The organism is Marinobacter sp. GH_1, from assembly GCF_048595985.1.
GTDB classification, from domain to species: Bacteria; Pseudomonadota; Gammaproteobacteria; order Pseudomonadales; family Oleiphilaceae; genus Marinobacter; species Marinobacter shengliensis.
Window position 1 is genome coordinate 2,963,926 of the sequence record NZ_CP184460.1, and the last position, 23,423, is coordinate 2,987,348.

At 58.8% G+C, this 23,423-nt stretch carries 22 protein-coding genes; 11 read left to right on the forward strand and 11 right to left on the reverse strand.

Features of this window, described 5'->3' with window-relative positions; genetic code table 11:
- The first annotated feature begins 52 nt into the window (after nucleotides 1-52).
- The 5 genes from leuS to ACNSOI_RS13490 all read left to right on the forward strand — a co-directional run bounded on the left by leuS (nucleotide 53) and on the right by ACNSOI_RS13490 (nucleotide 5,431).
- Nucleotides 53-2,638, forward strand: coding sequence for a leucine--tRNA ligase (gene leuS, locus ACNSOI_RS13470; protein WP_420195726.1), 2,586 nt, complete (start codon nucleotides 53-55; stop codon nucleotides 2,636-2,638).
- 1 nt (nucleotide 2,639) lies between these two features.
- Nucleotides 2,640-3,218, forward strand: a complete 579-nt coding sequence (gene lptE, locus ACNSOI_RS13475; protein ID WP_420194276.1) for an LPS assembly lipoprotein LptE — start codon at nucleotides 2,640-2,642, stop codon at nucleotides 3,216-3,218.
- Nucleotides 3,215-4,228: a DNA polymerase III subunit delta gene (holA, locus tag ACNSOI_RS13480; protein ID WP_286251009.1), complete on the forward strand. Its 1,014-nt coding sequence runs from the start codon at nucleotides 3,215-3,217 to the stop codon at nucleotides 4,226-4,228. Before lptE ends, holA begins: the two co-directional genes overlap by 4 nt.
- A 113-nt stretch (nucleotides 4,229-4,341) precedes the next feature.
- Nucleotides 4,342-4,605, forward strand: coding sequence for a hypothetical protein (locus tag ACNSOI_RS13485; RefSeq protein ID WP_061331558.1), 264 nt, complete (start codon nucleotides 4,342-4,344; stop codon nucleotides 4,603-4,605).
- A 190-nt stretch (nucleotides 4,606-4,795) separates the two neighbouring features.
- A complete protein-coding gene (locus ACNSOI_RS13490; RefSeq protein WP_106694998.1) occupies nucleotides 4,796-5,431 on the forward strand; it encodes an endonuclease in 636 nt (211 codons plus the stop codon).
- A 264-nt stretch (nucleotides 5,432-5,695) separates the two neighbouring features.
- Here ACNSOI_RS13490 and ACNSOI_RS13495 read toward each other — a convergent pair whose 3' ends face one another.
- The 8 genes from ACNSOI_RS13495 to bioB all read right to left on the reverse strand — a co-directional run bounded on the left by ACNSOI_RS13495 (nucleotide 5,696) and on the right by bioB (nucleotide 14,956).
- Nucleotides 5,696-7,486: an acyl-CoA dehydrogenase C-terminal domain-containing protein gene (locus ACNSOI_RS13495; RefSeq protein ID WP_106694997.1), complete on the reverse strand. Its 1,791-nt coding sequence runs from the start codon at nucleotides 7,484-7,486 to the stop codon at nucleotides 5,696-5,698.
- A 220-nt stretch (nucleotides 7,487-7,706) separates the two neighbouring features.
- Complete coding sequence (locus ACNSOI_RS13500) at nucleotides 7,707-9,506, reverse strand: acyl-CoA dehydrogenase C-terminal domain-containing protein (RefSeq protein ID WP_061331647.1); 1,800 nt, start codon at nucleotides 9,504-9,506, stop codon at nucleotides 7,707-7,709.
- Between the two features lie 258 nt (nucleotides 9,507-9,764).
- Entirely contained in the window at nucleotides 9,765-10,484 is a 720-nt protein-coding gene (locus tag ACNSOI_RS13505) for a putative metalloprotease CJM1_0395 family protein (RefSeq protein WP_420194277.1), read from the reverse strand.
- A gap of 16 nt (nucleotides 10,485-10,500) precedes the next feature.
- Nucleotides 10,501-10,746 (reverse strand): flagellar basal body rod C-terminal domain-containing protein, encoded by a 246-nt coding sequence (locus ACNSOI_RS13510; RefSeq protein ID WP_072676701.1) that lies wholly within the window; start codon nucleotides 10,744-10,746, stop codon nucleotides 10,501-10,503.
- Nucleotides 10,747-10,795: 49 nt separating this feature from the next.
- On the reverse strand, nucleotides 10,796-11,500 hold the full coding sequence (bioD, locus tag ACNSOI_RS13515; RefSeq protein WP_061331563.1) for a dethiobiotin synthase: 705 nt from the start codon (nucleotides 11,498-11,500) through the stop codon (nucleotides 10,796-10,798).
- Between the two features lie 177 nt (nucleotides 11,501-11,677).
- Nucleotides 11,678-12,517: a malonyl-ACP O-methyltransferase BioC gene (gene bioC / locus ACNSOI_RS13520; protein WP_420194278.1), complete on the reverse strand. Its 840-nt coding sequence runs from the start codon at nucleotides 12,515-12,517 to the stop codon at nucleotides 11,678-11,680.
- Nucleotides 12,514-13,701: an 8-amino-7-oxononanoate synthase gene (gene bioF / locus ACNSOI_RS13525; protein ID WP_286251022.1), complete on the reverse strand. Its 1,188-nt coding sequence runs from the start codon at nucleotides 13,699-13,701 to the stop codon at nucleotides 12,514-12,516. The genes bioC and bioF overlap by 4 nt, the downstream gene beginning before the upstream one ends.
- A 196-nt stretch (nucleotides 13,702-13,897) precedes the next feature.
- Nucleotides 13,898-14,956 carry a biotin synthase BioB gene (gene bioB / locus ACNSOI_RS13530; RefSeq protein ID WP_106694992.1) on the reverse strand — a complete coding sequence of 353 codons (1,059 nt, stop codon included), beginning with the start codon at nucleotides 14,954-14,956 and terminating at the stop codon, nucleotides 13,898-13,900.
- Between the two features lie 51 nt (nucleotides 14,957-15,007).
- Between bioB and ACNSOI_RS13535 the strand changes: the two genes are divergently transcribed.
- Complete coding sequence (locus ACNSOI_RS13535; RefSeq protein ID WP_420194279.1) at nucleotides 15,008-15,736, forward strand: ComF family protein; 729 nt, start codon at nucleotides 15,008-15,010, stop codon at nucleotides 15,734-15,736.
- A 193-nt stretch (nucleotides 15,737-15,929) separates the two neighbouring features.
- On the opposite strand, the gene ACNSOI_RS13540 is transcribed toward ACNSOI_RS13535, so the two are convergent.
- Nucleotides 15,930-17,054 carry an NAD(P)/FAD-dependent oxidoreductase gene (locus ACNSOI_RS13540; protein ID WP_420194280.1) on the reverse strand — a complete coding sequence of 375 codons (1,125 nt, stop codon included), beginning with the start codon at nucleotides 17,052-17,054 and terminating at the stop codon, nucleotides 15,930-15,932.
- Between the two features lie 125 nt (nucleotides 17,055-17,179).
- Here ACNSOI_RS13540 and ACNSOI_RS13545 point away from each other — a divergent pair, with 125 nt between their 5' ends.
- Genes ACNSOI_RS13545 through cmoB form a run of 5 tightly spaced genes read left to right on the forward strand, consistent with a single transcriptional unit; the run spans nucleotide 17,180 to nucleotide 20,782 of the window.
- Nucleotides 17,180-17,602 (forward strand): hypothetical protein, encoded by a 423-nt coding sequence (locus ACNSOI_RS13545; RefSeq protein ID WP_420194281.1) that lies wholly within the window; start codon nucleotides 17,180-17,182, stop codon nucleotides 17,600-17,602.
- A gap of 5 nt (nucleotides 17,603-17,607) precedes the next feature.
- Nucleotides 17,608-18,627: a serine/threonine protein kinase gene (locus ACNSOI_RS13550; RefSeq protein ID WP_061331569.1), complete on the forward strand. Its 1,020-nt coding sequence runs from the start codon at nucleotides 17,608-17,610 to the stop codon at nucleotides 18,625-18,627.
- Nucleotides 18,628-18,648: 21 nt separating this feature from the next.
- Nucleotides 18,649-19,017 carry a hypothetical protein gene (locus ACNSOI_RS13555; RefSeq protein WP_058092062.1) on the forward strand — a complete coding sequence of 123 codons (369 nt, stop codon included), beginning with the start codon at nucleotides 18,649-18,651 and terminating at the stop codon, nucleotides 19,015-19,017.
- Nucleotides 19,010-19,768: a carboxy-S-adenosyl-L-methionine synthase CmoA gene (gene cmoA / locus ACNSOI_RS13560; protein WP_420194282.1), complete on the forward strand. Its 759-nt coding sequence runs from the start codon at nucleotides 19,010-19,012 to the stop codon at nucleotides 19,766-19,768. Before ACNSOI_RS13555 ends, cmoA begins: the two co-directional genes overlap by 8 nt.
- A 21-nt stretch (nucleotides 19,769-19,789) precedes the next feature.
- Entirely contained in the window at nucleotides 19,790-20,782 is a 993-nt protein-coding gene (gene cmoB / locus ACNSOI_RS13565; RefSeq protein ID WP_286251032.1) for a tRNA 5-methoxyuridine(34)/uridine 5-oxyacetic acid(34) synthase CmoB, read from the forward strand.
- Between the two features lie 69 nt (nucleotides 20,783-20,851).
- Here cmoB and ACNSOI_RS13570 read toward each other — a convergent pair whose 3' ends face one another.
- Complete coding sequence (locus ACNSOI_RS13570; RefSeq protein ID WP_061331573.1) at nucleotides 20,852-22,147, reverse strand: adenylosuccinate synthase; 1,296 nt, start codon at nucleotides 22,145-22,147, stop codon at nucleotides 20,852-20,854.
- Between the two features lie 74 nt (nucleotides 22,148-22,221).
- The gene (locus ACNSOI_RS13575) at nucleotides 22,222-23,403 is read right to left on the reverse strand and encodes an ATP phosphoribosyltransferase regulatory subunit (protein ID WP_106694987.1); all 1,182 of its coding nucleotides are present in this window, start codon (nucleotides 23,401-23,403) and stop codon (nucleotides 22,222-22,224) included.
- Between the last annotated feature and the right edge of the window lie 20 nt (nucleotides 23,404-23,423).

Genomic DNA, 23,423 nt, shown 5'->3' on the forward strand with positions numbered 1-23,423 from the left:
TCGGCCCTTTCGAACCTCATTTTCACACAGGGTACTTTTGGTAATGGCAGGAATGGACGAACAATACAACCCAAGTGATGTAGAGCAGACCGCCCGCGACTTCTGGGAAACCAACGAAACCTTCAAAGTGAAGGAAGAGCCCGGCAAGCCCAAGTACTACTGCCTGTCCATGTTCCCCTACCCCAGCGGCAAACTGCACATGGGCCACGTTCGCAACTACACCATCGGCGACGTGATTTCCCGCTACCAGCGCATGCAAGGCAAAAACGTCATGCAACCCATGGGCTGGGACGCCTTCGGCCTGCCCGCCGAGAACGCCGCCATTGCCAACAAATCCGCCCCCGCCAAGTGGACCCGGGCGAACATCGAATACATGAAGAAACAGCTCAAGCAACTGGGCTTTGGTTACGACTGGGGCCGCGAGCTGGCCACCTGCGATCCCGAATACTACCGCTGGGAACAGTGGTTCTTTGCCCGTCTTTACGAAAAGGGCCTGGTGTACAAGAAAATGTCCACCGTAAATTGGGACCCCGTCGACCAGACGGTTCTGGCTAACGAGCAGGTGGTGGATGGCCGCGGCTGGCGCTCCGGCGCCCTGGTTGAGCAGAAGAAGATTCCCCAGTGGTTTATCCGCATTACCGATTACGCCGAGGAACTGCTGAACGACCTGGACCAGCTGGAAGACTGGCCCGAACAGGTCAAGACCATGCAGCGGAACTGGATCGGCAAATCTGTAGGTACTGAGCTGACCTTCCCGCTGAAAGACCGGGAAGACGGCCTGACCGTTTACACCACCCGTCCGGATACCCTGATGGGCGTCAGTTACATGGCGGTGGCAGCAGAACACCCGCTGGCCAAGGCTGCGGCTGAACGGCACAGGGATGTCGCTGAGTTTGTCGAGCAGTGCCGCAACAGCAAAGTGGCCGAAGCAGAACTGGCCACCATGGAAAAGAAGGGCATCGACACCGGGTTCAAGGCCATTCATCCGCTGACCCAGGAAGAGGTGCCTGTGTGGGTCGCCAACTTTGTACTGATGGACTACGGCACGGGCGCACTGATGGCCGTTCCCGGCCACGATGATCGTGACCACGAGTTTGCCCTGAAGTACAAGCTGGCGATCAAACAAGTGATTGCGCCCAATGACAGCCGCGACATCGATGTACAGGAAAATGCCTTTACCGAGAAAGGTGTGCTTGTATCGTCCGGCAAATACAGTGGACTGACCAGCGAGGAAGCCTTCGGCGAGATCGCGAAATACCTTGAAGACAACGGTATCGGCAAGCGCACCGTGAACTACCGCCTGCGTGATTGGGGTGTGTCGCGTCAACGGTACTGGGGCGCGCCCATTCCGATGATGACGCTGGAAGACGGCACGGAGATGCCGGTGCCGGATGACCAGCTACCGGTTCGCCTGCCGGAAGGCGTCGAGATGGACGGCGTTCAGTCACCGATCAAGGCCGACCCGGAGTGGTGCAAAACCGAATACAACGGTCAGGCGGCCACCCTAGAGACCGATACCTTCGACACCTTCATGGAGTCGTCCTGGTATTACGCGCGCTTCTGCAGCCCCAACTACGACAAGGGCATGCTGGACCCGGCTGCGGCCAACTACTGGCTGCCGGTGGATCAGTACATCGGTGGTATCGAGCACGCCATCCTGCACCTGTTGTACGCCCGCTTCTTCCACAAACTGCTGCGGGACGTTGGCCTGGTAGACAGCTCGGAGCCGTTCAATCGCCTGCTCTGTCAGGGCATGGTGCTGGCTGAGACCTACTATCGGGAAGATGATTCCGGCAAGATTACCTGGATTGCCCCGGCCGATGTCACGGTCGAACGGGACAACAAAGGACAAGTGGTGAAGGCGGTCCACAATGAAGACGGCCAGCCAGTTCAGATCGGCGGCGTCACCAAGATGTCCAAGTCCAAGAACAACGGCATCGACCCTCAGGCCATCATTGACCAGCATGGCGCCGACACCGTTCGTCTGTTCATGATGTTTGCTGCGCCGCCAGAGCAGTCCCTCGAATGGTCTGACAGCGGCGTGGAAGGCGCACACCGCTTCCTCAAGCGGCTGTGGCGCCTGGTCAATGAGCAAACCGCTGGTGGTGAAGTACCCGCCCTTGAGGCTGGCAGCCTGAACAGCGCCCAGAAGGATCTGCGTCGCAAGACCCACGAAACCATTGCCAAGGTCAGTGACGACATCAGTCGTCGCCTTACCTTCAATACGGCGATCGCCGCTGTGATGGAACTGCTGAACGAAGTCAGCCGACTGACAGACAACGAGCCCCAGAGCCTCGCCGTTCGCCAGGAAGCACTGGAGGTGGCGGTTCTGGTGCTGTCGCCCATCGTGCCACACATCAGCCATACTCTCTGGCAGGCCCTTGGCCACTCAGAACCCGTGGTTGATGCCAGCTGGCCGGTTGCCGATGAGAGCGCCATGGTCCGCAGTGAGATTGAGGTTGTGCTGCAGGTCAACGGTAAAGTACGGGCAAAAGAAAGCGTGCCCGCAGACATCGGCAAGGCGGACCTGGAAAAACTGGCGCTGGAGAACGAAAACGTTATGCGCTTCACCGATGGCAAAACCGTGCGCAAAGTCATCGTTGTGCCCGGCAAGCTGGTTAACGTGGTGGCTAACTGATATGCCTTCGGTGCCCTTTTTTCTGAAAGCCCTCCGGCTGCCGTTACTGGCAATGCTGGCAACCGCCACGCTTGCCGGGTGCGGTTTTCAGTTACGGGGCACCTCACCGGTGCCGGCCTCCCTCCAGCCACTGGCGGTAGACTGCCCCGATTCGCTGCCCGGACGGTTCTGCCAGTCGGTGCGGGATCAACTCAGGCTGGGGGGCATTGATCTGCAGGATGCCTCATCGGCGGACTACGTGCTTCGGCTGAGAAGCTACCAGCAGGACCGCCGGGCATCCGCCATTACCGCTCAGGCCGCCGCGGCAGAGTACATACTGCGACATCAAGTCACTATGGAGTTGCTGACCGCAGACCGGATCCCGCTGATCGCGGCAACCGATCTGACCACCAGCGAGACCTATCGTTACGATGAAACCAATGTGCTGGCCAAGCAACGGGAAGAAGAGGAATTGAGGCAACAGCTGGGGGACCGGCTGGCGCAACAGGTACTCTTCAGGCTGGCACCGATGACCCGGGAGCGGATTGACGCGGCTATCGAAGAGCACGAAGCAAGCCAGAAGCAAGCCGACGCGCCATGAAGACCCAACCCGGCCAGCTCCCCCAGTTGCTCAAGAAAGGTCTCGCTCCGGTCTACCTGATTTCCGGTGACGAGCCCCTGCTGGTGCAGGAATGCTGTGACCTGATTCGAAAGACGGCCCGGGACTCGGGGTATCAGGATCGCCTGACCTACCACGCCGATCATCAACTGGACTGGAATGCCGTTGCCGATGAATGCAACGCCCTGTCCCTGTTTGCCGAGAAGCGGCGTATCGAGATTCACCTGCCAACGGGCAAGCTCGGTGATGGCCGAAGGGTTCTTGAACAGGTTCTTGAGGCACCGCCTGAAGACGTTATCCTGCTACTCATCAGCGCCAAACTCGACGCCGCAGAAACCAAACGCAAGTGGTACAAGGCTCTGCAAGGCTGCGGTGTCCATGTACCGGTCTGGCCGGTTGAGCCCGATAAATTTGCCGGCTGGCTGCAACAGCGGGCCAGCGGACAAGGCCTGAGCCTTACCCGCGGGGCCCTGGGGATGCTCACGGAGCGGCTTGAGGGGAATCTTCTGGCTGCCAGCCAGGAACTGGACAGGTTGGCGTTACTGACGGCTGGCAAAACCATCGACGAAGAGACTATCGAGCAAGCGGTCCAGGACAGCGCCCGCTTCAATGGCTTTGAGTTGGTCACCGAGTTACTCGCCGGTAAAGCCGCCCATGCGGGAAAGATCATCGGAATCCTGCAGCAGGAAGGTGAAAACCCGCTGGGTTTGTTGAGTGTGCTGGTGCGAGACCTGCACATCATCATCGAACTGAAAACTGCCCTGCCCCCGGGCGACAATCCTTCGGGCTTCCTGAAAAAACGCGGGGTGTTCCAGCCCAGACGAGCGTCGGCGATCCAACAGGCGGCACGGCGGCTGAATATGCGCCAACTGCATCAGGCCATCAGCCTTTGCAACACCACAGACCGATCCGCCAAGGGGTTTGATGGTCTTACCCCCTGGCATCACCTCAGGGATTTGTCGGCGGTTCTTGCCGGTGCTCACCCTAACTGATCCAGGTCAATCCAGTGCGAACCTGCGCAAAACCCTGACTTTCACCCTCTTGACAGTTTTTTACATTCCGGCGCATTGTAGACTTCCCAACTCATCAGGGAAGGAGAATCGCTATGAGCCTGCAAGACGAATTCAACAAACTGTCGGAAAAAATCAAGCAGTACCGTGACGAAGCCCGTGTGCAACTGCATCTGGCCAAGGAAGATGTAAAAGATGAATGGGACGACCTGGAACAGGACTGGGATCGCTTCCGCCAGAAACTGGATCAGGTTGTCCATGATGCGGAGAATGCCAGCCATGAGGCGAGAGACACGGCTCGCCAATGGGGAGAAGATCTCAAGACCCGCTATCAGGACATCCGCAACAAAATGAAATAGATTGTTAACGCGTTAACAATTTACAACATGAACGATCCGCACAGGGGCTTCTCTATTTGAGCCTCTGTGCCATACTTCACAGAAAAGAGTGAACACTCCGTCATACTTTTGTCAGATTGTTCATTTTGCCATCAATCGCTCGTCGCGATGGCCACGGTATGCGCCGTGCAATGTGAGGTATAACGGCCCTATGAAAAAAATAACGTTAGTTCCCATCACGCTTATACTCGCCCTCTCAACAACCTTGGTTATTGGCCAGAATACCCGTTTCAGTGATCCAGAGACGGTCGTGAAAGATCAGTTCTGGGGCAATCTCTATGCAAACGGCGGAACGTCGTTTTTCTGTGACGCGCCGTTCACCAGCAAGGGGTTCGTTATGACGGATGGCTATGTCTATCCGCCGGCTGATATCCGCAGCGCGCTGAATTGCGGCACCACAAGCCAATGCAAGCAGGATAATCAATACCGTCAGATTACGTCGGATCTTCACAATATGGTGCCGGTTCGTTCGCGGGTCGAGATGCGGAGGCGGAATGCCCGCTATGAGAATCTGGGCGATGCGACGCGGGCGGATGATTGTGGTATTCGGGAGAGTGCACAATTCTTTGAGCCGCCGGAGCATGTGAAGGGGGATGTTGCCCGCACGATGGCTTACATGGTGGATACTTATGGGCTGCCTTGGCTTGGGGCGACGTCGGTGTTCCAGGAGTGGAATGAGCTGGATCCGCCGGATGATCGGGAGTTGGCGCGGCATCAGCGTATTGCCGAGATTCAGGGTAATGAGAATCCGTTTGTGGTTAATCCTGGGTTGATTAATCGCCTCTAAACTCTCAAAAAGTGCAAGCGCTGGTCAGGGTGGAGCTTTCCGAAACACGCTGTGAATACGTCCTTGTACGCTCTGCTCCGCCATCCCTGGCTCCGCAAGGTTTCGGAAAGCCCCACCCTGACCACCGCCCGGACTCTTGCGATCAGCTGAGCAAGGTTTCAGAAGGGCCTCCCCACATGCCAGCCGATAGACTTCAGTTCGCTATCAACAAAAAAGCAGGCCACTTGGGCCTGCTTTTTTGCTATCTGGAGTAACGAATCTGAATCAGATTTCGTTAGCCGCCAGAGCCATCATCGCATCGCTGCCACTGCGGATGCCTTCGGCCAGAGACACGGTCTTTGGCAGCAGGCGGTCGAAGTAGAAGCGGGCTGTTTTCAGCTTGCCGGTGTAGAAGCCGGAGGTATCGCCCTCGGCTTTCGGGGCGGCGGCTTTGACGGTTTTGGCCCACATGTAAGCCAGGGCGGTGTAGCCGAACATGTCGAGGTAGTCGACAGCAGCGGCACCGATGGCGTTGGGGTTGTCGCCGGCTTGTTTGATGACGTGTTCGGTGACGTCAGACAAGCGCTCCAGAGAGGCTGCCAACGGCTCCAGGTAGGGCTTCAGGGCGGCATCGCCAGTGTTCTCTTCGATGAACGAGGCGACGTCCTGCACGAACAGTTCGTACAGCTTGCCCTGGCTGGCAACCACTTTACGACCCATCAGGTCCATGGCCTGGATCCCGTTGGTGCCTTCGTAGATCTGGGTGATGCGGCAGTCGCGTACCAACTGCTCCTGGCCCCATTCGCGGATGAAGCCGTGGCCACCAAAGACCTGCTGGCCGATGATGGTGGTGTCCAGGCCCCGGTCGGTCAGGAAGGCTTTGGCGACGGGAGTCAGCAGGGCAACCATGCCTTCGGCGTGTTTGCGCTGTTCGTCGTTGTCGGAGTACTTGGAGATGTCCAGCCACTGGGCTACGTAGGTGGAGAAGGCACGGCCACCCTCTACGTAGCTCTTCATGGTCAGCAGCATGCGGCGCACGTCTGGGTGTACCAGGATTGGGTCAGCGGCTTTTTCGGGCTGCTGGGCACCAGTGGGAGCGCGGCTCTGGATACGCTCGTTGGCGTACTCACGGGCGCTCTGCAGGGAGGCTTCGGCGGCGCCGATGCCCTGAATGCCAACGCCCAGGCGCTCGTAGTTCATCATGGTGAACATGGCGGCCAGGCCTTTGTTCTCTTCACCAACCAGCCAGCCTTTGGCGCCGTCGAAGTTCATCACACAGGTAGCGGAGGCCTTGATACCCATCTTTTTCTCGATGGAACCACAGCTGAACTGGTTGCGCTCGCCCAGGGAACCGTCGTCGTTCACCATGAATTTGGGCACCAGGAACAGGGAGATGCCTTTCGGGCCCTTCGGCGCGTCCGGAAGCTTGGCCAGCACCAGATGGATGATGTTCTCAGCCATGTCGTGCTCGCCCCAGGTAATGAAGATCTTGGTGCCAGTCACGTTGAAGGAGCCATCGTCGTTCGGCTCGGCCTTGGTGCGGATGATGCCGAGGTCAGTACCGGCGTGCGGCTCGGTCAGGTCCATGGCGCCGGACCATACGCCGGAGTACATGTTGGGCAGGTACTTCTCTTTCAGTTCCTGGCTGCCGTGGGCGTCCAGGGCCAGGCAGGCACCTGCGGTGAGCATCGGGGCCAGGCCGAAGGCCATGTTGGCGCCCTGCATCATTTCTTCAAACTGAGCCACCAGTGTTTTCGGCATGCCCATACCGCCGAAATCGGGGTTGCCGCCGAGGCCATTCCAGCCACCTTCCACGATGGTCTGGTAGGCTTCTTTGAAACCTTCCGGAGTGGAAACTTCGCCTTCGTTCCACTTACAGCCCTGCTCGTCCGCTTCGCGGTTCAGGGGTGCCAACACGCCACTGGTGATCTTGCCCGCTTCCTCAAGGATCGCGTCTGCGGTGTCGGGATCTACGTTTTCTGCAATCTTGGGCAGTGATGCCCAAAGCGCTGGGGCATCAAATACTTCGTTCAGAACGAAACGCATGTCACGAAGGGGTGCCTGATAATCAGCCATGTAAAACTCTCCAGAAATTCAGTCAGTCACTTGGGGGACATGGAAAACGCCTTCTCGATGAAGGTCTGATAATCCCCCGCTCGGCTATGTGTCCGAAACAAGGTTGTTGTTCTATGGCGCGCTATTCTACCTCAAAACACGCCCGGGACTCATGAAAAAAGCCCGCCTCCGGACGGAGAACGGGCTTTTTCTGTGCCATCAACCAGATAGCAACCCCGCCTTAGATAGCGAAGGCTTCTTCCGGCATATCCAGCAGGCTGTCAGAGCCGGCCAGCATGGTTTCTGCGTGGGTCTTGGTACGCGGCAGCAGACGCTTGAAGTAGAAGCGTGCAGACTGGACCTTGGCGTTGTAGAACATCTCTTCGGAGGTGCCGTCAGCCATCTTGTCCAATGCTACCTTGGCCATACGGGCCCACAGGTAAGCGAAGACCGCGTAACCGGAGTACATCAGGTAGTCCACCGCAGCGGCACCGACTTCTTCACGGTTCTTCATGGCGGTCATACCAACCTTCATGGTCAGATCGCCCCACTCCTTGTTGATCGCAGCCAGCGGCTCGATGAACTCTTTCAACTGCTCGTTGTCGGCGTTCTCTTTGCAGAATACGTGAACCTGCTTGGTGAACACTTTCAGAGCTTCGCCCTGAGTCATCAGAACCTTACGGCCCAGCAGATCCAGCGCCTGGATACCGGTAGTACCCTCGTAGATCATGCCGATGCGGGAGTCACGTACGTTCTGCTCCATGCCCCACTCAGTGATGAAGCCGTGGCCACCGAATACCTGCATACCCAGGTTGGCAGACTCGTAACCGATTTCGGTCAGGAACGCCTTGGCGATCGGGGTCAGGAAGCCCAGCAGCGCGTCAGCGTGCTTACGCTCTTCTTCGGTCTTGCCGCTGTGAACCACGTCCACTTGCTGGCCAGCCAGGTAGATCAGGGCGCGGGCGCCTTCAGCGACAACCTTCTGGGTCAGCAGCATGCGGCGCACGTCCGGGTGCACGATGATCGGATCTGCGATGCCGTCCGGGTTCTTCGGACCGCTCAGGGAGCGCATGGCCAGACGATCCTTGGCGTAGGCCAGGGAACCCTGGAAGCCAAGTTCAGCGGCACCCAAACCCTGGATAGCGGTACCGATACGGGCCGTGTTCATAAAGGTGAACATGCAGTTCAGGCCCTTGTTCTCAGGCCCGATCAGCCACCCCTTGGCGCCGTCGAAGTTCATAACACAGGTAGCGTTACCATGGATACCCATCTTGTGCTCCAGGGAACCACAGGATACCGCGTTACGCTCTCCGGCAGAGCCGTCTTCGTTCGGCAACTGCTTGGGAACGATGAACAGGGAGATGCCCTTGGTGCCTTCCGGTGCGCCCGGCAGACGTGCCAGTACGATGTGAACGATGTTCTCGGCCATGTCGTGCTCGCCGGCAGAGATAAAGATCTTGGTGCCAGTGATGCTGTAGGTGCCGTCAGCGTTCGGCTCGGCCTTGGTACGCAGGGTGCCCAGGTCAGAACCACAGTGCGGCTCGGTCAGACACATGGTGCCGGTCCACTCGCCGCTGATCAGCTTGGTCAGATACGTCTGCTTCTGCTCTTCGGTGCCGTGCTCTTCGATGGTGTTGGTGGCACCGTGGCTCAGGCCAGGATACATGCCCCAGGACCAGTTGGAAGTCCCTACCATCTCACTGACCACCAGGCCGATAGAGTGCGGCAAGCCCTGACCACCGTAGTTGGGGTCAGCCGTCATGGACGGCCAGCCGCCTTCAACATACTGCTGGTAGGCTTCTTTAAAGCCGGTCGGGGTTTTTACACCGTCTTCACTCCAGGTACAGCCTTCCTGGTCACCCACCTGGTTCAGCGGAGACAATACCTGCTCACAGAACTTTGCACCTTCCTGGATGATGGCATCGACCATATCCGGAGTTGCATCTTCGGCACCTTCCAGATTGGCGTAGTGCTGCTCGCTGTTCAGCAGCTCGTTCATTACGAATTTGATATCACGCAGGGGCGCTTTGTACTCAGGCATGGAATCCACCTCGGTTTTCGGACTCGGCTGAAACAGATAACAGCCTTTGGCCTTGGGTTTGCTCAGACACTGTGACACATCGCATCACAGCCTTAATTAAACACTTGTTTGAAACATACGTTTTGCGACACAGAATTGTCAATAGCCTTGGCTAAAAATTGTGTTGCATTGTGTGTTCACCGAAGCGGAAAACACCGCCACAACAACAATGGGAAACCGCCGGAGCTGACGGATTGAGAGATGGAACAGTCAGGTCATTCAGACAAATAAAGACGTTGGCTCGCCGAACACGCCTTCGGCACCCTGCATGGCAGAAACGCTGCGGTAGGTTTCGTCGGCCTGGCGGGCAATGCCGGTCTGGCCTTGGGCTGTCTCGTCCCGAGCCGATTCGGAACCAGGCGTTGGCTCACGCTCGCCTTCACCGGCCGCCAGCTCAGACTGCGCCTGTAACATGGTCTGCATGGCCTGGGCCGCCACCGCACGATCCTGCGCTGAGGGTTGTGCCGGCGCCATGGCGGCCGCTCGCACCACACGCATTTTCTCGATAGTTGCCTGCGGATCGCCGGCGACCGGGGAGACATCGATGGGGACTTCACCGCCCACGGCGTACTGGGCACCGTCAGGGCCGCGCTGATAGGTAAACGACATAGCTCCGGCGTACTGACCGCCGACTGCCTGGTGCGCCGCCTCATGGGCCCGAACTTCCCGGTCCCTGGCTTTCAGCTCGCTCAGCTGTTTAAGCTCGGCCTCCGTGAGCCCCTGCAGGTCGGCCTTTGCATCCGCGTCACCATCGACAAATCGGGAGGCTGATCTGGCGTCGGAGGACTGCTCAACACCCCGGGTACGATCATCAGCATCGGTAGAGAAGCCTTCACCGGGCGTTGTCGAGGAAACACCACTCGGCGGAATGCTGCCAGTCGCCGACGCGGCACCGGAAACCACCGGATAAACAGGGGGAATCGAGGAAAGGATATTCACGGCTCAGTAGTCAGGGTCAGGCGCGGATGTCCAGGAGTGTTCCCAGAGTTTCGTCAGCCGTCTTCACAACCTGTGCGGACGCCTCGACACTGCGCTCGTAGAGCGTCATTTCAATCAGTGGCTCAGCCAGATTACCCGCACCCTCAGCAGAACCCTGAGGGCCGTCAACACCGCCACGGGCAATCTTCCGGGCCGCGTTTTCCATGCCCGCCATGCCATCCTGGATACCTTGGATACCAAGAGAAAGGGTGTTGTTGATCATGTCTAGGCCACCTATGACAACAGATTGACTTATTTACTCACAGATTTGGTCAAATTTCAATCAACGGGCGAATATTCAGGAATCTTGCCAGAACTTTCGGCAACTGGTCAGCCGGAGTGCCATCCAACCACGGCAAAACACCCAGGCATGGTGCCCCGAGGTGCGTTGTCAGATAGTTAAGGGTGTCCTGCTCACAACTCATGACATTCTCTTCGGGATGATTGGCTACCCAGCCTGCCACGAACAGACCATCGGCCCTGATGGCCTCCGCGGTGAGCATGGCGTGGTTAATACAGCCAAGTTTCAGGGGCACGACCATTACCACATCCAGCCCCAGCTCCCGGGGCACCGCTGCGTAGGTTTCCCGATCGTTGAGGGGAACCCGCCAGCCACCAGCACCCTCAATCAGCATCAGGTCAGCGGGCCGAATCTGCAGGCCACGGCAAAAGCCCACAAGGCGCTGGGCCGTGATGTTCTTGCCCGCCTGTTGCGCCGCAACGTGGGGGGCAATGGCCGGCTCCAGTGCTATGGGGTTGAGGGCATCGTAGGGAAGCTCTTCGGTAATGGCGGCCTGCAACATCAGGGCGTCTTCATTACGCAGTCCATCCGGGGTCTGCTCGCACCCTGAGGCAATGGGTTTCATCGCCAGCGTGCGCTTTCCCAGCTGCCGGGCAGCCTCCAGAATGGCAGCAGCAGCGATCGTTTTACCCACGCCAGTGTCGGTGCCTGTTACGAAGTAGGTTTTTTTTGCCATTTTCTGGGGTTCCTGCTGCATCTTTTTGGGGTGCCAGGTGAGTGTGTGGTGCGTCTTTCCGGGACACGCTCAAGACTTCCATGTGCGCTTAGATCGGGCCATCCCTGGCCCTCTATAGTCCCGGAAAGACGCACCACACCCTCACCGCAAACTTTCAAGATTGCCGTCCTTATTCGATCACTGAAAATCGTAATTACTCGGCTTTGACCAGTACAACCAGCCAGCGTGATAACTGGCGATGATCTCGCCATTACCTTGTTTTGGATAAGCAGCACACATCGCCTTGAATCGTCCCGGGGCGGTGATGGTTCTGCGGCGCTCTTCGCCTTTGAACACGGCGCCGAGGTGTTTGAGTTCCCGGTTCAGGGCCATGGGGGAATCATATGGCAAAGCCAGGGTTGCCGTGTCCAAGGTGGAACCAGGGAGCTGCTGGCCGGTTAATCGCTTCCAGTCCGCATAGCGGGTAAAACGGTTTACATGGGGCTGGCCGGGGTCGGCGTAGGCCCAGGCTTGCTTGAGTTCTTCGAGGGTGCCTTCCAGCAAGGTGGAGATGGCGAGGATGCCGCCGGGTTTGAGGATTCTTTGGCATTCGGCCAAGACGGCTTCCGGTCGGGTGCTCCACTGGATCATCAGGTTGCTGTAGATCAGGTCGGTGCTGTTGTCTGGCAGCGGGAGCTGTTCGGCGTCTGCGTTGAGCCAGCGGATGGTCTCGGAGCTGCAGGCTTTAGCCTGCTGCAACATGCCGGGGGCCAGGTCTGCGCCGGTGATGGCGGCGTTCGGGTATTGGCTTGCCAGTTTGCGGGTGAACCAGCCGGTACCGCAGCCGAGATCCAGGACAGTTGCCGGCTTCAGGTTCTCCGGTATGTTGGCGAGCATGGTGTCGCCCATGGCTTTTTGCAGGCGGGAGGCGCTGTCGTAGGTCTGGCTGGCGCCGCCGAACCCCCGGGCAATGCAGGCTTTACTGCCGGTTCCGCCTTCGGCACGGGTTATTGCCGTCAGATCGCTGTAGGCGCTCATACCGCAACAGGCTCCTGAGCAGCCTGCTCCGGCAACAGAGAGCGGCACTGGGCCAAAGCTTGCAGCAATCGATCGAGTTGCTCTTCAGAATGCGCGGCGCTCAGGGTTACCCGCAACCGGGCCTCGCCTTCCGGCACCGTGGGCGGGCGGATGGCAGTGACCAGTATGCCCTGCCCCTCCAGCGCACGGCTCAATGCCAAAGCTGCATGGTTATCCCCCACCATAATGGGCTGGATGGGCGTGTGCGACGGCATCAGTTGATAACCCAGCTGCTGCGCCCCGGTACGGAACCGGGCGATCAATGCCTGCAAATGGGCGCGGCGAGCATCATCCTGTTCGATCAGATCAATACTGGCACAGCTTGCCAGCGCCACCGCCGGCGGCATGGCGGTGGTGTAGATGTAGGTTCGAGCCTTCTGCACCAGATAATCCATCAACACCTCCGGCCCGGCCACAAACGCACCGCTAGTACCCACTGCCTTGCCAAGAGTGCCAATCAAAACCGGCACCTCATCCTCAGACAACCCGGCCTCAAGCACACTGCCCCGCCCCTGGGGTCCAAGCACACCCAAACCATGGGCATCGTCCACCACCAACAGAGCATCGTGGGCCTTACACACCCGGGCAAGTTCCTTCAGCGGCGCGATATCACCGTCCATACTGAACACACCATCGGTCACCACCAGCTTGTGCCCCGACGTCTCCGCCAACATCCGCTCCAACGCCGCCACATCGCCGTGGCCATAACGCCGAACACGAGCCCGGCTAAGGATGCAGCCATCAATAATCGACGCGTGATTCAAGCGGTCAGAAAAAATCGTATCCCCTCGCCCCGCCAACGCCGAAATCACACCCATGTTCGCCATGTAACCGGTGGAAAAAAACAACGCCGAACTACGCCGGGTAAACGCCGCCAGCCGCTGCTCCAGCTGATGATGGGCATCATGGTGCCCACAAACCAGGTGAGAAGCCGCCCCACCCAACCCGGTCTCGGCCAACGCGTCACGCAGCGTGGCGATATTGCCAGGGTGATTAGCCAGCCCAAGGTAATCGTTGCTGCAAAACGACAACAGCTCTGCCCCGTCTGCGACCAACTCCGGCTTCTGCGGCCCGGAAACCAGGCGACGGGACCGGTACAAACCGTCCCGTTTACGCTGTTCAATCTCCAGGGCGAAATCACGCATAGAAAAAGTACCTAAATCAACTGCTGTTGTACGGAATCCACGAACGGCGTTTGGCGTGAAGGTCGGGCAAGGCTTTCCGGAACTATAAAGGGCCAGGGATGGCCCGTCCTAAGCGCACATGGACGTCTTGAGCGTGTTTCGGAAAGCCTTACCCGACCTTCACCCGCACCGCACAGAACGCCCAAAACCAGAAACCTCAGGCCGACTCCCGAGTAGCGTCATAAAACATGTGCCGAGTAGCCTCATACTCCACCGCCTCGGCCAACGCCTCAGTCTCCTGCTCCTCGGTAGCACACTGCTCCCGCTGCTCCGGCCGAATCCCCAGCTTGCCGAACAACTGCATATCCGCATCCGCCTCAGGATTGGACGTGGTCAGCAACTTCTCTCCATAGAAAATGGAATTGGCACCCGCCATGAAACACAACGCCTGCATCTGCTCATTCATCTGCTCGCGACCCGCAGACAACCGAACATGGGACGCCGGCATCATAATCCGCGCCACCGCAATCAACCGGATAAAATCAAACGGCTCCAGGTCTTCAACATTTTCCAGCGGTGTACCCTTCACCTTCACCAGCATATTCACCGGCACACTCTCCGGGTGCTGCGGCAGATTCGCCAGCTGAACCAGCAAACCAACCCGGTCATCTTCGTCTTCACCCATCCCCATGATGCCGCCACAGCAGACCTTCATGCCGGCCTTGCGGACGTTATCCAGGGTATCCAGGCGGTCCTGGTAGGTGCGGGTTGTGATGATGTGGTTGTAATACTTCTCGGAGGTATCCAGGTTGTGGTTGTAGTAATCCAACCCGGCGTCGGCCAGCTCGCGTGCTTCTTCTTCCTTCAGCATGCCCAGGGTCATGCAGGTTTCCATGCCCAGGGATTTAACCTGCTTTACCATATCGAGGACATAAGGCATGTCTTTTTTGGACGGACTGCGCCAAGCCGCCCCCATACAGAACCGGGAAGCCCCTTTCTGCTTCGCCGCCCGGGCTTCCGCCACCACCTTCTCAATCTCCAGCAGCTTTTCCTTCTCCAGCCCGGTGTTGTAATGGCCACTCTGGGGGCAATACTTGCAGTCTTCCGGGCAGGCACCGGTCTTGATGCTCAACAGGGTGCTGACCTGCACTTCGTTTGGGTCAAAGTGCTCGCGGTGCACGGTCTGGGCCCGGAATAGCAAATCGTTGAACGGCAGATTGAAAAGATCCCGGGCTTCCTGAAGTGTCCAGTCGTGACGGAGTGCTGTGGCGGTCATGGCAAAGTCCTGTTAACCTTCGCAAGGTTTTTGGTTTACGGATAAACCGAGATGATAAACGGACTGAACCCGCTGTCAACCTTCATTGAACGAAAGGTTAACAGCGTACAGAGTGGAGGCCGCTGCGTCAGCTGCCTGTCACCCCACGCACACCATGGGCTGTGCACTGGCTGCCGGGACGACCTGCCGGCCAATCGCTGGCATTGCCACAGTTGCGCCCTGCCCCTGGCCTTTGCCACACCGGGTATGCGGTGCGGCGAATGCCAGACACTGCCCCCGCCCTTTTCCCGATCGCTGATTCCCTGGCGCTACCAGTACCCGGTGGATGGCATGATTGGCCGCTACAAGTATCAGGGCCACCGCAAGTTTGCGCGCCCGCTGTTAATCGGTTTCGCCGGCTTTCTGGAACAGCACCTTGAGCCGGAGCAGAAACCGGATGTTCTGATTCCCGCCCCGATGCACTGGCTCAGGCGCTGGCAACGGGGCTTTAATCAGGCCCAGGACATTGCCGAGTTTGTTGGCGCCCGGCTGGACATTCCGGTCGCGGCCGGGGTGGTGCGCCGGTCGCGAAGGGTGAAGGCTCAGCGGAGTCTGAACAGGGCTGCGCGACTGCAGAATCTGCGGGATGTGTTTGAGGTGCGCGGAGTGGTGCCGGAGCGGGTGGCGATTGTTGATGATGTGGTTACCACGGGGGCTACGGTCAGGGTTCTTGCTTCTGCGTTGAAGGAAGCGGGGGCTGGCGACATTCAGGTTTGGGCTTTGGCTCGGACTCCTGGCTAGGAGGTCCGGGAAACTGGTCGGGGACCTTTGTCTGGTGTCAGCAGCGATGAGGTCGCCCTTTCCGGGACACGCTCAAGGCATCCTGCTCGCTTAGGACGGGCCATCCATGGCCCTTTATAGTCCCGGAAAGGGCGACCTCATCGCTGCACTACCGGCTGCGTTGGTTTCCCCGACCACCAAAGGCAGTTCTCCCCTACATCCTACTTTTCTCGTCTAATAGCAGTTTCACCTCTTCGGCTATTGCCAAGCATGATGTCAGTCCCGGTGATTCAATTCCAAACAGATTAACCAGGCCGGGCAGTCCGTGTTGTGCCGGGCCGTCTATGCGGAAATCGAAGAAATCGCCATCGGGTCCAGTAAGCTTCGGGCGAATACCGGCATAGGCGGGTTGAAGTCGGTCTGCATCCAGGCCTGGCCACCATTGCCGGATCCCGTCGGCAAAGGCGTGCACCCGGTCAGGATTCACCGTGTAGTCTTCCTCGGGAATCCACTCCACGTCGGGGCCAAAGCGGGCCTGGTTGGCAAGATCCAGGGTGAGGTGGACGCCCAGGCCGCCGGGCTCGGGCAAGGGGTAAATCAGGGTATTGAAGGGGTGTTTGCCGGCATAGCTGAAATAAACACCCCGGGCCAGCCACTGTTTCGGCCTGGCGGCATCGGGCAGGCCCAGCCATTGTCGGGCAAGCTTTGGGGCGCCCAAACCGGCGGCGTTGATTACCTCAGAAGCCTCAAGTTTTACACGCTGACTGCCACCCAGGGTCAGGGTATGCTTCCCGCCGTCGGATTCTGCGGCCAGCACCGGGCTGTTCAACACCAGTTGTCCGCCAGCATCCTCCAGCTCCCCCAACAGCGATAGCATCAGGCCATGGCTGTCGATAATCCCGGTTTCCGGAGACCACAGACCGGCCCGGGCGTTGATGGCAGAAAGTTGTCGGGTTATGTCCCGGCCATCGCGAAGCTGCAATTCGACGCCATTGCCCGCCGCCTGTGCCTGGATGCCGGAAAGGCGGTCCGTCTGGGCAAGGTTGGTTGCGATGATCCACTTGCCGCATTTGCGATGGCCTACCTTGCGGCTGTCACAGTAGTCATACAACAGTTCACGGCCCCGAACGCAACAATGGGCTTTCAGGGACCCGTGGGGATAATAGATTCCAGCGTGCATAACCTCGCTGTTGCGGGATGAGATGCCCTCGCCGAAGCGGGAGGCCGCCTCCAGCACCAGGACATCCCGGCCGGTCAGAGCCAGTTGCCGGCCAATGGCAAGGCCAACCACGCCGGCGCCAATGACCACCGTCTGTATGCTAAAACGCTCTTCGCTCACGATTTCTGACCATTTATCGATATCAAACGAGGAAATTACCGCAGATAACCGCTGACTGCATTACCTCTAACCCCAGAACCGTTATACTTCATCCTACGGGTACCAGGACGCACGGAGCAGGGATTATGTCAGACAGGAAGCAGTTCATTACGGTTATGGTGGTTGCCGCGCTGTTCGTTAGCTGGATTGGCTGGCGAGGGTTTGAGGTTATCAGCCTGAACGATCAATTGATGGCCGATAAAACCGTGGCCAGTTACCCATACCAGCACAGGGTGCTCCGGGTGGAAGGGGATACGGCGGTGATCAGCTCGCTGCGCTCCCACTCGGTCTCGACTCAGCAGGCATTGTCTGCGATGTTCCCGAGCATGCGTCATCTGGCGGACACCCACCGGGACTGGCAAAGGGCGGAGCGTGAGTTGGCGCAGGTCCAGGCCCGGGCCGGCGATATTATTCTGGCAACCTCGGGCGTCAATCGTGTTCGCTGGGAACTGGACGAAAACTGGTATCATCTGCAATCCATGAAATCCCGATACAACACGGCCTTCTGAATTTTATGCAACATGAGCCTCCGGAACTGACAACGTCCACACATCCCTACGATCAACTCACCCCGGAAGTGATCCTGGACGCGCTCGAGGAAGCAGGCTTTGCCGTCAGCGGCCGGCTGTTCGCCCTGAACAGTTACGAGAACCGGGTTTACCAGATAGGGCTCGACGATGGCCCGCCGGTGATTGCCAAGTTCTATCGCCCGGGTCGCTGGAGCGAAGCCGCGATCCGGGAGGAGCATGAATTCTCGCTGGACTTGCAACAAGCCGACATTCCGGTGGTCGCGCCGTTGGTCATGCCCGGGGGCGATACCCTGGGCCAGCATCAGGCATTTCTGTTTGCGGTTTTCCCCCAGCGCGGCGGGCAGGCACCCGACACCAGCGTCACAGACACGCTGTACCGACTGGGCCAATGGCTGGGGCAGATCCATAACCTTGGGGCGCTGAAATCCTTCAACCACCGGCCGGGGTTTGACCTGATCCAGGGGTTGGAAGAGCACAATGCGCTGCTGGTCAACGGAGGCTGGGTGCCGGACGACCTGCGCCCGGCCTGGGACAGCCTGATCCCGGATCTGATTGCCGGCTGCCGCCAACGTATGGCAGACGCGGGAACCGTTGATACCCTGCGAATTCACGGAGACTGCCATGCCGGCAACATTCTGTGCCGGGACGAATCCATGCTGTTTGTAGACCTGGATGACTGTCGCACAGGGCCGGCCGTGCAGGACATGTGGCTGCTGCTTAACGGCGAAGCCTCCGAACGCGGGGCGCAGCTCGGCGAGTTGATCGAAGGCTATGAGATGTTCCGGGACTTCAACCGCCGGGAACGACATCTGATTGAGCCCCTGCGGTGTTATCGGCAAATCGCCCATTGCGCCTGGCTTGCCCGGCGCTGGGAAGATCCGGCCTTTCCACGGTTCTTCCCCTGGTTTGCCCAACCCAGATTTTGGTCAGACCAGATCCTGGCCCTTCGCGAACAACTTTCCGCACTTCAGGAACCGGCCATCAGCCTGCCCGGGCAATTCTGATCATCATTCAACGAGGTACCCATGAGCGATAACGACGAAGCCCGTTATACCGTCCGCAGCCTTATTGTGACCGGCATAGCCGCCATCATCGGCACCGTCCTGGTGTTAGAGGCCACCGGCCGCATTGACCATACCGAACACAAGGACCATGTGCCGGTCGGCGACTTCAAGGCTATTCATATCCAGCCCGGCGACAGCTTCCGGATGTCCAGAAAGTCCTCAGAGCTGCACGCTGTGTGCGAGAATGGCTACCTGGCCATCGCCGCCGATGTCGATCCATCCTTTCGGGGCATCCTGGTAGATTACAAGAACCGGGGTGTACGCTGCCAGCGGCCCTCTCCCACGGACCTGGCCCCAGCTACAGGTTCTGAAGAGGACGGCGATGAGTAAGGGCAAATCCGGGGCACCAGAGCAGCTGACCGACCGTCTGTTCGCTACCGAACGCAACCCCGAGGATTTCCGGTTCGATGCTTCGGTGGCCAGGGTCTTTCCCGACATGATTCGCCGGTCGGTGCCCGGCTACACCACCATCATCCCGATGATTGAGGTGATCACCGAGCAGTACGTACAACCAGCCTCCCATTGCTATGATCTGGGTTGCTCGCTGGGCGCTTCCACCCTGGCCATGCGCCACGGCATTCCTCACCGCGACTGCACCCTGGTGGGTGTCGACAACTCCAGCGCCATGATCGAGCGTTGCGAGCACTACATCGCACTGGATGACCACGAACTGCCGGTTACCCTGCGCTGCGAGGACATTCTGGAAACAGAACTGAGCCGAGCCTCGGTAACCACATTGAACTTTACCCTGCAGTTCGTACCACCGGAGCAGCGGCTGGTCCTGCTTACCCGGATTGCCAAGGCAACCCTGCCAGGCGGCGTACTGATCCTGTCAGAAAAAATCCGCTTTGAATCGGAAACCGAGCAGGATATCCAGACGCGGCTGCACCACGAGTTCAAGCGCGCCAACGGCTACTCCGACCTGGAAATAAGCCAGAAACGGGCAGCCATCGAAAAGGTATTGATTCCGGAAACCCTGGCCGCCCACCGTGACCGGCTGATACAGGCCGGCTTTGATCAGGTACTGGTCTGGTATCAGTGCTTCAACTTTGTTTCCATACTGGCCCTCAAGAACCGTTGATCCCAGGACATAACCGACCCCATGGCACTTTTCGACTGGCGAGCGCACTTTCTCCCGTTCATCGACTTCCTGCAACAGTCCGGGCATGAGCCCTGGGCAGAGCGGCTTACCCGCCAACTGATTGCCCGGTTTGAAGACAACCCCCACGGCGACCTGCCCCGCTGGCAAAGCGCACTGGATTTGTTACCCGAGGTGCCCGGTGTTGCCGCTGACCTGAACTGTTCCGCCATTACCCTGTCGGCTCCCGACCCACTGACCCAGGCGCAGAGTGAAAGTCTAGAACAGGGCCTGCGGGGCCTGATGCCCTGGCGAAAAGGCCCATTCGAGTTCTTCGGCACCCACATAGACACCGAATGGCGATCAGACTGGAAATGGGACCGGGTTGCTCCTCATCTGTCAGACCTCAGGGGCAGAACCATTCTCGACGTTGGCTGCGGCTCCGGCTACCACTGCTGGCGCATGGCCGGGGCTGGCGCCGGCCGCGTTGTAGGCATCGACCCCGGTCTGCTGTTCATGTTCCAGTTTCTGGCAGTCAAGGGTTACCTGGGTGAGGTTCCGGTAGACCTGCTACCGGTGCGAATGGAGGACTTACCGGACAACCTGCAGATGTTCGACACCACCTTTTCGATGGGTGTTCTGTACCACCGTCGCTCGCCCCTGGACCACCTTCTGGAACTCAAGGGCACCCTCCGCCCAGGCGGCGAATTGGTACTGGAAACCCTGGTGGTTGACGGTCCGGAAGGCTTCAGTCTGATGCCGGAAGACCGCTACGGCCAGATGCGCAATGTCTGGTTCCTACCCAGTTGCCCCACCCTCTTACGCTGGCTGGACAGAACCGGGTTTCGCAATGCGCGGGTGGCGGATGTCAGCGACACCACCACCGAGGAACAACGGCAGACGGACTGGATGCGTTTCAACTCTCTGGCGGATTTTCTCGACCCGAACGATTCGAGCAAAACCATCGAAGGCTATCCGGGACCCAAGCGCGCAACCATCATCGCCGAGAAGCCCTGACGTAATACCCGAACATAAAAAAACCGCCTGAGGCGTGACAGCCAAAGGCGGTTTTTTTGTTCTTCGAGCTTACTCTCCGAACGGATGGCGCAGAGTGATGGTCTCCACCCGGTCAGGGCCCGTGGAGATAATATCGATCGGCGCTTCAATCTGCTCCTCCAGGAAGCGGATGTAGGCCTTGGCATTCTCTGGCAGCTGGTCAACGGTGGTCAGGCCTACCGTGCTCTCGCTCCAGCCCGGCAGCTCTTCATACACCGGTTCAATATCCTTGTAGCTATCGCAACCAATGGGCGGGCGGGTAATCTCACCATTCGGTGTCTTGTAGCCAACGCACACCTTCACCGTTTCCAGGCCGTCCAGCACGTCCAGTTTGGTCAGGCAAATGCCAGACACGCTGTTGATCTGGATGGCGTGGCGCAGGGCCACCGCATCAAACCAGCCACAACGGCGGGAGCGGCCGGTGGTGGTGCCAACTTCGTTACCTTTTACCGCCAGGTGCTGGCCCATGTCGTCAAACAGCTCGGTCGGGAAAGGACCTGAGCCAACACGAGTGGTGTAGGCCTTGGTAATGCCCAGCACGTAATCCAGGAACATCGGGCCAAAACCGGAGCCCGTGGCGGTGCCGCCAGCGGTGGTGTTGGACGAGGTAACGTACGGGTAGGTACCCAGATCGATATCCAGCAGAGAGCCCTGAGCACCTTCGAACAGGATGTTCTCGCCGCGCTTGCGGTAGTCGTGCAGAATATCGGTGACATCTGCAGACATGGGCAGGATTTCCTCACCCATCTGCTTCAATTCGGCCAGGGCCGCATCGATGTCTTCCGCCTCTTCCTTGAAATACTCGGTCAGCACGAAGTTGTGGTAAGACATGATTTCCCGCAGCTTTACTTCAAAGTCTGCCAGATTGCACAGATCGCCCAGACGCACGCCACGGCGTGATACCTTGTCTTCGTATGCGGGACCAATACCACGGCCAGTGGTGCCAATCTTTTCGTTACCCTTGGCGCGCTCGCGGGCCTGATCAATACGCACGTGGGTACGCAGGATGATCGGGCAGGCCAGGCTGATCTTCAGGCGATCGCGCACGGCCACACCGTTGGCTTCCAGTTCACGGACTTCTTTCAGCAGGGCCTCCGGTGACAACACCACGCCATTGCCAATCAGGCACTGGACATTCTTCCTGAGAATACCGGAAGGGATCAGGTGCAGCGCTGTTTTCTTGCCCTCGATCACCAGTGTGTGTCCGGCATTATGGCCACCCTGAAAGCGCACCACCGCAGCTACTTTGTCTGTCAGCAGGTCAACAATCTTGCCCTTGCCTTCATCACCCCATTGGGTGCCCAGCACAACAACGTTTTTACCCATGATTCTCTCTCAATTCAGACGAGCCGAAGGCTCAAGTCCTGCACATTAATCCAGTGAAACCGACACCTGGCGACTCAGGCCAGTGCCTCGACAACCCACTTACCATCCTTTTTGACCAACTGACGATCACAGCCACGCTCGGCTGGATTGGTGTCAGTGTCATCGGGCAAGGCCCGTACCACCGTTTCCGTCATTCTCAGGCCGGAGATCACACCTTCAAGGGCTGAATCCGTCTCCGCAGGTGCCCAGATGGCACCAGACCTTTTGGACGGACGTTCCCCCAGTGACACCAGGGCCCGGATATCGAGACTGAATCCTGTGGCAGGGCGAGCCCGGCCAAAATCACTGCCGATGGCATCGTAACGGCCGCCTTTGCCCACCGCATCACCATGGCCGGGCACATAGGCCGCGAACACCAGCCCGGTGTGGTAGTTGTAGCCACGCAGTTCGCAGAAATCGAAGCCAAGACTGACCTCTGGATAATCCCTGGCCAGCATCTCTGCCACCCGCCCCAACTGATCCAGGGCCGCATCCAGGGCGGTCGAGGCGCCGCTGAGAATCGAGCGAGCCTCGTCAAGTGCTTCCACGCCCCCGCTGACCCGGGCAAGCTCACGCAGGCGTGCACCGCCCGAACCGGCAGGGCAATCGCCCAGGAGCGCATCCAGCTCAGGCACCGATTTGCGTGCCATGGCATCGAAGACGGCCGCTTCGGTGTCCCGATCAAAGCCTGCCTCGGTGATCAGGCTCTCGTAAATCGATACATGGGCCAGATCCATATGCACACGGCGCAGGCCCGCAACCCGGAGCGCTTCCAGCATCAGACTGATCACTTCAAGATCGGCGGCTTCCGAGGCACTGCCAAACAATTCGCAACCGGCCTGGATCGGCGTTCGGCCGGTCAGCATATGGCGCGGACGGGTGTGCAAGACATGGCCGGCATAACAAAGCCGGGTGATGCCTTCGTGCCCCAGGGTATGGGCATCGATGCGCGCCGCCTGTGGCGTCATGTCGGCGCGCACGCCCATCATGCGACCGGTCAACTGGTCGGTGAGCTTGAAGGTTTGAAGCTCCAGGTCGTGGCCCGTACCGGTAAAGAGGGATTCAAGGTATTCAATGAGCGGCGGGATAACCAGCTGGTAACCCCAGCGCTGGCAGGTATCCATTACATCCCGTCGCAGGGATTCGATCTGTCCGGCCAGCGGCGGCAAAATGTCTTCCACCCCGTCAGGCAGTAACCAGCGATCAGATACAGTCATGAGATTCTGTTGTCCGTTTT